The sequence below is a fragment of the Pseudoalteromonas sp. genome, from assembly GCF_041629635.1.
Taxonomy (GTDB): Bacteria; Pseudomonadota; Gammaproteobacteria; order Enterobacterales; family Alteromonadaceae; genus Pseudoalteromonas.
Genome location: NZ_JBFKMX010000121.1, coordinates 1 through 10,857, shown reverse-complemented (window position 1 = coordinate 10,857; position 10,857 = coordinate 1). Strand labels below are relative to the sequence as shown.

The 10,857-nt window shown below is 39.2% G+C and carries 12 protein-coding genes; 10 read left to right on the top strand and 2 right to left on the bottom strand.

The window, feature by feature from the left end; translation table 11 throughout:
• The first annotated feature begins 328 nt into the window (after positions 1 to 328).
• A complete protein-coding gene (locus ABYD77_RS14850; protein ID WP_372770902.1) occupies positions 329 to 2,431 on the top strand; it encodes a TonB-dependent receptor domain-containing protein in 2,103 nt (700 codons plus the stop codon).
• A 10-nt stretch (positions 2,432 to 2,441) separates the two neighbouring features.
• A complete protein-coding gene (locus ABYD77_RS14845) occupies positions 2,442 to 3,497 on the top strand; it encodes a hemin-degrading factor (RefSeq protein ID WP_372770901.1) in 1,056 nt (351 codons plus the stop codon).
• 107 nt (positions 3,498 to 3,604) lie between these two features.
• Here ABYD77_RS14845 and ABYD77_RS14840 read toward each other — a convergent pair whose 3' ends face one another.
• Positions 3,605 to 4,417 (bottom strand): ABC transporter substrate-binding protein, encoded by an 813-nt coding sequence (locus ABYD77_RS14840; RefSeq protein WP_372770900.1) that lies wholly within the window; start codon positions 4,415 to 4,417, stop codon positions 3,605 to 3,607.
• A gap of 366 nt (positions 4,418 to 4,783) precedes the next feature.
• On the opposite strand from ABYD77_RS14840, the gene ABYD77_RS14835 reads away from it, so the two are divergent.
• From ABYD77_RS14835 to ABYD77_RS14820, 4 genes are all read left to right on the top strand, one after another.
• Positions 4,784 to 4,963, top strand: coding sequence for a hypothetical protein (locus ABYD77_RS14835; protein ID WP_372770899.1), 180 nt, complete (start codon positions 4,784 to 4,786; stop codon positions 4,961 to 4,963).
• Positions 4,964 to 5,110: 147 nt separating this feature from the next.
• Positions 5,111 to 5,551, top strand: coding sequence for a hypothetical protein (locus ABYD77_RS14830; RefSeq protein ID WP_372770898.1), 441 nt, complete (start codon positions 5,111 to 5,113; stop codon positions 5,549 to 5,551).
• A gap of 129 nt (positions 5,552 to 5,680) precedes the next feature.
• Positions 5,681 to 6,085, top strand: coding sequence for a TspO/MBR family protein (locus ABYD77_RS14825; protein ID WP_372770897.1), 405 nt, complete (start codon positions 5,681 to 5,683; stop codon positions 6,083 to 6,085).
• A 92-nt stretch (positions 6,086 to 6,177) separates the two neighbouring features.
• A complete protein-coding gene (locus ABYD77_RS14820) occupies positions 6,178 to 6,609 on the top strand; it encodes an acyl-CoA thioesterase (RefSeq protein ID WP_372770896.1) in 432 nt (143 codons plus the stop codon).
• Positions 6,610 to 6,636: 27 nt separating this feature from the next.
• On the opposite strand, the gene ABYD77_RS14815 is transcribed toward ABYD77_RS14820, so the two are convergent.
• Complete coding sequence (locus tag ABYD77_RS14815; protein ID WP_372770895.1) at positions 6,637 to 8,160, bottom strand: LytR/AlgR family response regulator transcription factor; 1,524 nt, start codon at positions 8,158 to 8,160, stop codon at positions 6,637 to 6,639.
• A 157-nt stretch (positions 8,161 to 8,317) separates the two neighbouring features.
• On the opposite strand from ABYD77_RS14815, the gene ABYD77_RS14810 reads away from it, so the two are divergent.
• From ABYD77_RS14810 to ABYD77_RS14795, 4 genes are all read left to right on the top strand, one after another.
• Entirely contained in the window at positions 8,318 to 9,784 is a 1,467-nt protein-coding gene (locus ABYD77_RS14810; RefSeq protein WP_372770894.1) for an alpha/beta fold hydrolase, read from the top strand.
• Between the two features lie 159 nt (positions 9,785 to 9,943).
• A complete protein-coding gene (locus ABYD77_RS14805; protein ID WP_372770893.1) occupies positions 9,944 to 10,171 on the top strand; it encodes a hypothetical protein in 228 nt (75 codons plus the stop codon).
• Positions 10,172 to 10,336, top strand: coding sequence for a hypothetical protein (locus ABYD77_RS14800; protein WP_372770892.1), 165 nt, complete (start codon positions 10,172 to 10,174; stop codon positions 10,334 to 10,336).
• A gap of 205 nt (positions 10,337 to 10,541) precedes the next feature.
• Positions 10,542 to 10,857, top strand: a 316-nt coding sequence (locus ABYD77_RS14795; RefSeq protein ID WP_372770903.1) for a disulfide bond formation protein B, incomplete at its 3' end; no start/stop codon positions are given.

The following is a 10,857-nucleotide window of genomic DNA, read 5'->3' as shown; positions in this document are numbered from 1 at the left end:
CTTGAACATAACGCAACTGCCACGCCTGTTTTTATAGCAGTGGATAAGCGAGTACCGAGTGAGTATTTAGTGCAAACCCTGGCAGCGTTAAGCCAGCAAAATATCGCAATTGCAAATATATTGATTGAACACGAATAAAAACAGTTATCATTTAGATTTGTTGTGTTATAGTCCCCACCCGTAAATTAATTAAAGCATATTGAATGTTTGTTGTTTGTATCTGCAAGGGGTTTGCACTTACAAACATTGGATTACTAAAAACCATCGCTGAATTTAAAGGGACTTTTTAAGTTTACGGCGAAAGAATAATTATACTTTGGAGTAACTCATGCGTTTATCTCTTATCTGTCTTTCTATTGCTGCAACATTGCCAACAATGTCGCATGCAAATGCACTTAAAAAAGACTCTAACTTAGTTGAAACTTCATTAGATGCGGTCACTGTAACAGCAACTCGAACTGAAAAGTCAGTGTTACATTCGGCACAAGCGGTTAATGTTATTTCTTCAGAAGATGTTGAGAAAAAACTAGCAAATAACATTTTTGACACCCTCGATATGATCCCAAACGTGAGTGCAAGTGGCGGCCCTCGCTCCACAGGTAATAAGTTCAATATTCGTGGTTTTAGTGATGCAGAAGATGTACTGGTTACCGTAGATGGCATGGTACAAACGTTCGAAAAGTATCGCATGGGTAGTTTATTTACCGACCCAGAACTTTATCGCACAATCAGTATTAAGCGTGGCACCAGCACGGTTTTACATGGCGGTGGCGCACTCGGTGGTGTTGTACAACTTGAACTTAAAGATGCGGCTGATTTTTTAAGCGAAGGTGAAACAGCTGGCGCGTTAGTTAAACTGGGTTACGACAGTAATAACGAACAAAAAAATGGCAGTGTTTATGCTTTTGCAAGGCCAACAGAGTCGCTCGATTTACTTGCTGCGGTTATCAAGCGTGATAGTGACGACTTTGAACTCTCTAATGACGAAACCTTAGACAATTCAGCAGTTAAAAATACGTCTTTATTATTTAAAGGTGAGTATTTCTTAACAGATGAATCTATTGTTGGCACGACTTTCTCGCAAACCGAAGATAGTCAACGCACAGAATTTAATACAACCGATCCGGGCGCATGGGGAACGGTCTATCGCGAAGTTGAGCAAACCACTGCTAACGTCAGTTATGAATTAGTGCCTGAAAACAATCCGCTGATTGACTTAACAATGAAACTTGGCTTTTCAAACAGCCATGTGACTGAATCGGATGGTGAAGGCATGCTTGCCGATTTTATTGGCATTGAGTCAAATTACGAATATAACATCACCACATTAGATGTGATGAATAACTCGCGCTTAAGCGGGCATACTTTAACTTATGGTGTGCAATACACAGATCAAGAACGTATCGGTGAAAAAACAGCCTTGCCTTGTGAAGAAGTGGATTATGAAACATACCGCTGCGTGAAGTATGGTGATACACCGCGAAAATCTGAAATGACCTCTCAACCGGGCGGCACACAAAAGCGTACCGGCCTATATATCCAAGACGAATTTAAATTAGCTGACTTAACAGTTATTGCGGGTGTTCGTTATGAGCACTATAAAACTGAACCAACTGCTAAATTTGCAGGGCAATATAGTAGCCTTAAAACAGAGGTATCACACAGCGACTGGGCGCCTGCCATTAGTTTGAGTTATCAGGTTAATTCAAACTTTGCTGTATTTGCCAATCGCCAATCAGGTTTTCGCGCACCGTTATTGGATGAGCTATATGACCAATATGGCGGCCGTCAGCCTGCATTAGATTTAGGCCTTGAATACAGTGATAACACTGAGTTAGGCATGACCTTTGATGCCAAAAACCTTATTACAGACAACGACTCGCTAACTGCACGCTTTATCTATTTTGATATCAATGTTGATGATGAAATTACTTCAGTTACCAGTGAAGCAGCGAATCCGCTACCTGCACCAAGATATGCAAATCGCGCTAGTAATGACCGCGACGGCATTGAGTTTGAAGTCAACTTTGCCACAACCATGCTCTACAGCAATCTAACCTACAGCAATATTGATGGACAAGATCACACAGGCGAGCCGTTGTGGTACTTACCAGCAGATAAAGTGGCATTAGAAGCAGGTATGTTTGCACTTGATAACGCATTACGTATTGGTTCTCAAATAACGCACAATGCTGCCCGTGATGTACAAGTGTATGACCGTGCAACCCGTTCGTATGAAACGCAAACTCAAGATAGCTACGTATTGGTTGACTTGTATGCTAACTGGTCGCTGACTGACAAATTGAACCTACGTGTTGCGGTCGATAACCTATTTAATAAAGAGTACAAGCTTATGGCTGGTACCGGTGGTGGCATTGGGGATTACGGTTTAGGCCGTAATATTAAAACGCAAGTTAGCTGGCGTTTTTAGGAGAAATCACATGAATACATTACTTGAAAACTACCAACAGCTACAAGCTGAAACGCCAAGACTAAGAGCGGTAGATGCTGCAGAAAAATTGGGTGTTAGTGAAGCTGAGTTACTTAACGCAATGGTTGGTGTAAATGTAACGAGTTTAGACCCAACTAAAATCCCAGAAATTTTAAAGACGTTTAAAAAGCTTGGCCATGTGATGGCGCTTACCCGTAATAACCATGTTGTAAATGAGATCAAAGGGGTTTATGAAAAACTCTACATTTCAGAGCGCAATGATAGCTTAATGGGCGTTGCCATTAACCCAGGTGGCATTGATTTAAGATTGTTTTTACATAAATGGCACAGTGTATTTTTGGTTGAATCTGAACATCACTCAAGTATTCAGTTTTTTGATATTGCGGGCAAAGCCGTTCATAAAGTGTTTACCACAGCACAATCAAACATGTCTGAATTGGTTAATTTAAAAGAGCGCTTTAAGGTACCAGCTTATAAACTAACTGTGACATCAGAAGAAAAACCAACTCAGCTTTTGCGTGTACTGAGTGAAGAAGAGCTCGCTGCGTTTAGAGCCGCATGGGCAAAACTTGAAGATGTTCATCTGTTTCCTAAATTGCTTGATACGCATAATCTTGGCCGTGTTCAGGCGTTAGATTTAGTGGGTTCGCCATGGAGTTATGAAATCCCAAGCAATGTTTTACCTGAAGTACTTGAAGCAGTGAAAGCGCAAGCGCAAGAAATTATGGTGTTCGTGGGTAATCACGGCGCGGTGCAAATCTATTCAGGGCAAGTTAACACATTAAAGCAAGTGGGTGAGTGGTATAACGTGCTCGATCCGCAGTTTAACTTACATGCAAAAGCACAACAATTTGATCGCGCTTTTGTTGTGAGAAAACCGACAGATAATGGCGAAACGGTAGTCACCTCAATTGAGTTTTTTGACGCTCAAGGCGACACCTTACTGACACTGTTTGGCCGCAGAACGGAAGGTAAAAAGCAAACAGCAGAATGGCAAACAATTTGTCATAATTTGACAGAAGAAAAGCTTGCTATGATCAGTTAACTCAATAAAACGTTTAACAGGTAATGTGCGTTTAAATAGCTTGAAGCTAGCTTCAAGCTTAACCATGTGATCAATTAGCCTAATATAGTAAGCCATGCATCCATTGATTAAGGTTCTTTTAATTTTTGTGCTATGGCTTCTTGTAAAAAATATGCTTCTTGGCCAAAAAACTCCACGTAATGCGATTCTACTATCATTTTTTGGTTACTCTGCTTGCTAAGTAATTTGTTGTACATTTCAATAACAGCTTTGCCTAGCTCAGAGTTGGCACATGCAATATAGCCAAATACAACATCGCCTGCTTCATCTAATTTGTGAAAACTAAGTTGATTAACATCTATACCTGGTTCACTGATAAACGTTGCGCTGTATTCAATGACCGCATCAAACTTTCCTTTTGCAAACATAAGACGTAATCGCTTTGCTGCATCTTTACCTGATATCCACACAATTTGTCCGTTGTGGGCTTTGAAAAGGGCATCAATATGTTTGCTATATGCGCGACCGCTCACGGCACCGATGCGGAGTGAATTGTCTTTTAATATTTGCGCTAACGAAACGTTACTTGGTAATGTGGTTGTTTTATGAACAACGAATCGATTAGGTGGAAAAGCGACAATCGGTTTGGCAGTGAATTTAGCAAAGCGTTCTCGCTCAGGTGTTTTAACTTTGTTGTATAAACAGACATCGGGTTGGCTAATAAGCTCGCGCCATTCCCTGAGTCGACTTGCAGGGATTAATTTAGCAGAAATACGCCCTTTCGCTTCGAGTTGATTTGTTAGGTTGAGCAGAATACGAAACCCCATATCCAGTTTGTCCGCGTCTTCAGGTTGTAAAACATCTGAAACAATATTCACAGGCAATGGGTTGGCGATGAGTGTACTTGAAAAGAGAATTAACCAGCAAAAAATATATCGCATAATACAAAACACATAATCGGAGATCCGGTTTTTAGTATAGTTTGGTTTGCTGATATAACATGAGAGAAGTGCTATTAATGTGAAAAACGCAATAATAATTATCAGAAGCAAAACCCGTGCTAGCCAATTGCTCAGTCGTCCAAAAAATTGCTTTTAACTTCATGCCTTAAATCAACCACTAACCTGAAAATCTCTCCGTACGTAATTTAAGCAAGATGGTTCTAAGTCAAAGAGACTAAAATACGATCGCACAAGTTAGTGGCAATAATACATTGTTCTTAACATGAAAATGTAGTTCATAAGGTAATCGTTTAATCATTGGATTAACACGCTAGATAGATATTCGATTAAGTAAGGCAAAACAAAATGAACAAACTCCTTATAAAATACAGTAAATGTGCGTTAGGCATTGCTACAGGCATTGCATTAGGTCAGATTATTTTAACACCCACAGAACCATTTGATGTCTATCGACCTATCGTTGTCGGTTTATTAACGGTAGTAATCGTGTTTGCTATGGATAGTAAAAAAGCGATTAGAGATTAACAATAAAACACCGTTTAGAGCATACATAGGATAGGTCGACAAGATACAATTAAATGGTTTTGTAATGTACATCATTCTAAAGCAAGCACTATGTATCAATCCAATTTATATTCCTTAATGAAATAACATATAACTAAAGTGTTTTGTGTGATATTATCACGAAAATTTTTTCAATTTACTCAAATTATGAAGCACATTGATATTAAATATTTAATTGAAAAGCGCGTTTGGATTGCTTTATTTGCGATAGCTCTTTGTGTTATTGCCTGGGCTCTTGAGATTTCTGGCAATGTGTATATTTGTCCTTATTGCCGTGTACAAAGGACAGTGATTGGTATTTTAGGTGGTGTATTATTATTGCCATTTGCATATCACTGGATAATTAAATACTTGTCACTGGTGATAGGCATTTTCGGTGTTGTTGTTGCCTGCAATCAACATTTTATGGGCTGGAAAAAGATTTCTTCAGGAAAGTTTCAGTTTAATGAAAATATTTTTATTGACCCATTTTTACTTTCTGGATTTGCGCTTATTGCAATCGTAGGAATGGTTTGCTTAATTCTTCAGTTACCGCACAAGAATAAGTAATCGTATAGATAATTAGAAATTAATTTTTTATTTAAGTTAGGGAACAGCCAAACATTAGGTTTTGTTGGTGATCAAAAAAAACGTACCATACGTAAGAATATTTCGTAATTAACAAACAAGATAACCGTTATGGAATATGGCAATTTTATCGACTGGTATAACGCCTTAGCAAAACCTTACTGGACACCAAGCCCGCAATTTATCGGGCTCGTTTGGCAAACCCTTTACCCAATTATTTTGCTGACCTTTGGTTTTGTTTTTGTGCAAATTTTTAGAGGCAAACTACCGCGTATAATAGTTCTTCCTTTTTTAGTAAATCTTTTAGCTAACATTGCTTTTACGCCAATTCAGTTTGGCTTTAGGAACCTTCCGCTTGCCTCTCTCGACATAGTAATTGTTTGGGCAAGTATCATTTGGCTGAGTTACAAAATATGGCCTTATTATAAATCGGTCGCTCTGTTACAAGTTCCTTATTTTATTTGGGTATCAATAGCCACAATCTTACAGCTCTCCATCACTATTATGAACTGGTAAAAAAGCGCTTTTAGTGCCTAATCACTTAACGCTTGTGACTGGTACAATGAGTTGGTAAGCTGCTATATCATTAAAATAATAAAGGCATCAAAATGCAGGCATTTCTCGAAAAATATCCGATCCACACCAAAATCAATGTTGTATGGGGCGAAATGGATGCGTTAGGGCATGTTAACAATGTGTCTTATTTTCGCTATTTTGAAACAGCGCGAATCGATTTTTTAACACAAACGGGTTTACTTTCAGTGTTGTCAGACCCGACTAGCAGCCCAGTATTACGAGACACCTACGCACAATATAAACGCCCAGTTACCTTTCCTGATACTCTGTATATTGGCTCATATATTACTGATATTAAAAGTGACCGTTTTACAATGCGCTATGAGGCGTTTAGTGAATCACAGCAAGCCATTTGCACCACAGGCTACGCTAATGTCGTGATGTTTAATATGAAAACAGGGCAAAAATCGCCTATTTCAGAAGAAATGTTGGCGGTACTAAAACAATACGAAAAAGATGAGTAAGCGGTGGCTCAATCTTAAATTAATTCATCAACTTAATAATTTTAACGAGCCCCGTACACTTGGCACAAGACGCCTGCTAACAGGCACTTCGGCACTATTTCTTAATACCAAGTGGTTATTTGTTTTTTCATTCGTTGACTTAGTTGAAAGCGAACTCACCTGCTGTAAGTTCACCACAAATGAGCGATGAACTCTTAGAAAATCATTAGGTAGGAGTGTTTCGAGCTGTTTTAAGGTGCCGGAATAAAGCTTTTCTGTGTTATCGACTAAATGTAGCTCAACGTAATCGCCCGAAGCTTTACAATAGGCAAGGTCGGCTACGTTGATTAATTCAAGCTTACCCGCAATAGACACTTCAATTTTTTGCGCTGAGGCTGGCTGACTATTTTGCTTGAGTATGTATTCAAGCTTGGCGATTTTTTCTTTTTCTTGCTGCAAAATCAGTAAATGATGCTGATGCTCTGACGCCTGTTGCCAAAAGAAATAACACAGCAACACACCAATAAAAATAAAGTAAGTGATTTCATGGAAACTGGCCGCACTTAGCAAAATACTTACGGTGATCACTAATTGAACTAACAGCCATACTAGGTAGTTTTGTTGCTTTGTGTTGTACCAACCAATATACAGCTGTATAACACCAATTATTAACGGGAAAAACACACCTGCTGTGGTTTTTGCATCAAATCCTGGGGCAAATAACACAACCAATAAGGTCATCACTAACCCACCGTAAAACCAATGAAACGCTGATTTTGCAAACACCTTCATTGATGTATAAAGCAATATACAAAGGCCAAATAAAAACGAACATGCTGTGACCACAATTAATCGAATATCGTGCCAAACGTATTCATACTGAATAAAACCACGCGATATTTCGGCGCATAGTTGCAGCGCTGCGAGTAAACATAAAAACAAAAATATGCGATATGGTGAGCGGTTTTCCGGTGAAAAACTGAGCTTTAAAAAATACACAGCACCAACTAAAAATGCGCCGAGCAAAATTAAGCCAAGCCAGTTAAAGGTTTGAATGAAACTTTGCGGCGATTTAAAGTGACCAAAGCCAATAAAATGAATCGGGTGCCTGAGAGTAATAACGCTGTGTTGTGCCGACAAATTCACTAAAAGCTCATTGCTTGATTGGCGAAGCAGTTGCTCAGGTACGTAAAATACGGTATCCATTTTCCCAACCACTTCTTTACTATCAACTGCGGGCAAACCATTGTGCCCGAGTAGCTCACCATTTAAATAAATGCTTGATGCGCTTTTAGCAAATAAAAACAAACCGAGTGGCTTATTAATAATGTTTAGTGCTTCTGGATATGGGAAAGTAATTTTTAGCCAGAGATAGGTATTTTGTGGATCAACTTGTCCAAGAGTTGTGTCAATGCAGTTTGGTTCATTAAACCTAGGTTGGATGTTGTTGTTTGTAAGTTGACACACAATGACAGCTTGATTATGGCTAAAGGGCAGTAGCTCGCTAGTATGAGCAATACAACTTGCTAACATTAAACAGAATGATATCAGCCACCGAGTTTGTGCTCTCATTTTAGTATTTACCTTACTACCGTTAGTCGAAAAAACACTACCGTTTAACGTATCTATATGAAAATCAATACCTTCTACAGGTTACTTCTGGCATGAGCCAGTAGCTTAACGCTTAATACACATAACGAACACAGGTCAATAAAACCGGAGAATGATTATGAAATTTAAGCTCGCTATTATAAGCACAATTACATTATTAAGTGAATTTTGCGCAGCGTCGGTAACTGCAGCCGACGTTTTTCCAAACGAAAAGCAAATTGAGTTCGCCGCAACGAATGGGACGAAAGTGGCTGCGTATGAAGGACACTATTTTGTACCAGAAAACCGCAACAACCCGAAAAGTAGAACGATACGTGTAAATTATGTGCGCTTTCCTGCAACTGGAAAGTTTCATGGTGCGCCTATTGTTTACCTTGCGGGTGGGCCAGGCGGCTCAGGGATAAGCACTGCGAAAAATAAACGATTTGACCTATTTATGGCACTACGGGAATATGGTGATGTGATTGCACTAGACCAACGTGGCACAGGGGTTTCTGAGTCTGCACCTCCATGCGTTTCTAGTGTTACTGTTGGGCTAAACGAGGTGATTACGAAAACAGAAATTGATGCAAGATATAAGCAAGCGGCACAAGAGTGCTTTACTAACTGGCAAGCACAAGGCATTGATGTTTATGGTTATACTAGCGTACAAAATGCGCTTGATATTCGTGATTTACGTAAACACTTAAATGCAGATAAGGTTACACTTTGGGGTATTTCGTACGGCAGCCACCTTGCGATGACCGCGCTAAAATATATGCCTGACGAAATTGAAAAAGTGATAATTGCCAGTGCAGAAGGGCTTAATCAAACAGTAAAGCTACCAAGTGAAACCGACGCTTATTTTTCAAATGTGCAAAGCATAATCAATAAACAAGCATTAAAAGATCAAGTACCTGATTTGCCAGAGTTAATGAAGCGTGTGCATATGAAATTAGCCGCAAACCCTGTTACCGTGACTGTGCCTAAACGCGGTGGTGAGCCTTATACTTTGCTCTTTCAAAAACATCATATGCAGATGCTAGCAAGCATGATGATTGCCGATCCAAACCAATATTTAGCAATGCTGATACAAGTGTATCAAGACCTCGACAAAGGCAACTATGCACTGTTACAGAATATTTTAGGTCGTGGCATATTTGCTGAGGAACACATTCACTTTAGATTAATGTCGCTTGCTATGGATGTTGCATCGGGCATTTCAAACGAACGCCTCGCGAGAGTACGTGCCGAAGCAGCATCAAGTTTATTGGGTGAAGCACTTAATTTCCCGATGCCAGCACTAGCCCTAATCGATAAAAAACTCGATTTAGGCGATGACTTTAGAACACCGTTAAAGAGTAATGTACCAACCTTGCTACTAACCGGTAGCCTCGATGGCAGAACGTACCCTAGTGAGCAAATTCAATCAGTTACAGGCTTGAGTAAACTTACTCAAGTAACAGTAACCAATGCTGGGCACAATTTATATACGGTTTCGCCCAAGGTGTTAGAGGTAATGCATGCGTTTATGAAGGGCGAAAAAATAACCCTATCAAAAATTGACCTACCAGAACCTAATTTGCAGTTTGCTATGGGTAAGTAATGAAAAAGGCGCTATGCGCCTTTTTTAACTTTAACACTTGCGATAAATTAGGCTCAATTTACAAGCAAGTTACTTTCGCCTTGGCGAGAAGGTACCAGTAAAACGGTTAATAGTCAGGCAACACTCTACCTAATCGACAACTCCAAAGTTTATGCACAAGTGATTGCCGAAACAGATAGCCTCGGCAGCCGATTAAAAACCTACCTTTATGGTGATGACTTAATCAGTCAAACCGACAGCACTAATACCACAAACACCTTCCACTATGACGGCTTTGGTTCTACGCGTTTACTTTCAAGTGATGTGGGCGATCAAAGTGATAGTTTCGATTATTTAGCCTTTGGTGAGTTACAAAACCAAACGGGCACAACGGAAAACAATTGTTAAATGGTTTGGGTATTTCCCCCTGAAAACTGGCTAAAGCTCTCAATTAAATTTACAAAATCTTTTCATGGTGCAGTTGGTAAACCAGAACATATGGCTGAATACTGCGAACATTTAGACAAAAAACGCCGACCGAAAGTGAGCATTGTTCGAGCATTACTCGCTTAGAAAATAAATCCATTAACACGTTCACTAAAAACTGGATTTAATCTAAAATCCAAAGCACTGTTGCGTGACTATTGATAAATGCAGCCAGACAAATCTATATGCATTTAAAAAGTACAAAACCTCCGCATAAAACAGACATCAATTTCTTACCTTTCGCTTTGTAACATCACGTATATATTGATTTAAAAGTGGGTGGCCTTTTAATATTTTATATGCGATAGCTCTTTGTGTTATTGCCTGGGCTCTTGAGATTTCTGGAAATGTATATATTTGTCCTTATTGCCGTGTACAAAGGACGGTGATTGGTATTTTAGGTGGTGCATTATTATTGCCATTTGCATATCACTGGATAATTAAATGCTTGTCACTGGTGATAGGTATTTTCGGTGTTGTTGTTGCCTGCAATCAACATTTTATGGGCTGGAAAAAGATTTCTTCAGGAAAGTTTCAGTTTAATGAAAATATTTTTATTGACCCATTTTTACTTTCTGGATTTGCGCTTATTGCAATCGTAAGAATGG

Coding starts and splice junctions, on each gene's coding strand:
- ABYD77_RS14815 (WP_372770895.1), bottom strand. CDS start 8,160: ATGAGAGCACAAACTCGGTGGCTGATATCATTCTGTTTAATGTTAGCA.
- ABYD77_RS14835 (WP_372770899.1), top strand. CDS start 4,784: ATGAACAAACTCCTTATAAAATACAGTAAATGTGCGTTAGGCATTGCT.
- ABYD77_RS14850 (WP_372770902.1), top strand. CDS start 329: ATGCGTTTATCTCTTATCTGTCTTTCTATTGCTGCAACATTGCCAACA.
- ABYD77_RS14800 (WP_372770892.1), top strand. CDS start 10,172: ATGGTTTGGGTATTTCCCCCTGAAAACTGGCTAAAGCTCTCAATTAAA.
- ABYD77_RS14825 (WP_372770897.1), top strand. CDS start 5,681: ATGGAATATGGCAATTTTATCGACTGGTATAACGCCTTAGCAAAACCT.
- ABYD77_RS14840 (WP_372770900.1), bottom strand. CDS start 4,417: ATGCGATATATTTTTTGCTGGTTAATTCTCTTTTCAAGTACACTCATC.
- ABYD77_RS14810 (WP_372770894.1), top strand. CDS start 8,318: ATGAAATTTAAGCTCGCTATTATAAGCACAATTACATTATTAAGTGAA.
- ABYD77_RS14820 (WP_372770896.1), top strand. CDS start 6,178: ATGCAGGCATTTCTCGAAAAATATCCGATCCACACCAAAATCAATGTT.
- ABYD77_RS14845 (WP_372770901.1), top strand. CDS start 2,442: ATGAATACATTACTTGAAAACTACCAACAGCTACAAGCTGAAACGCCA.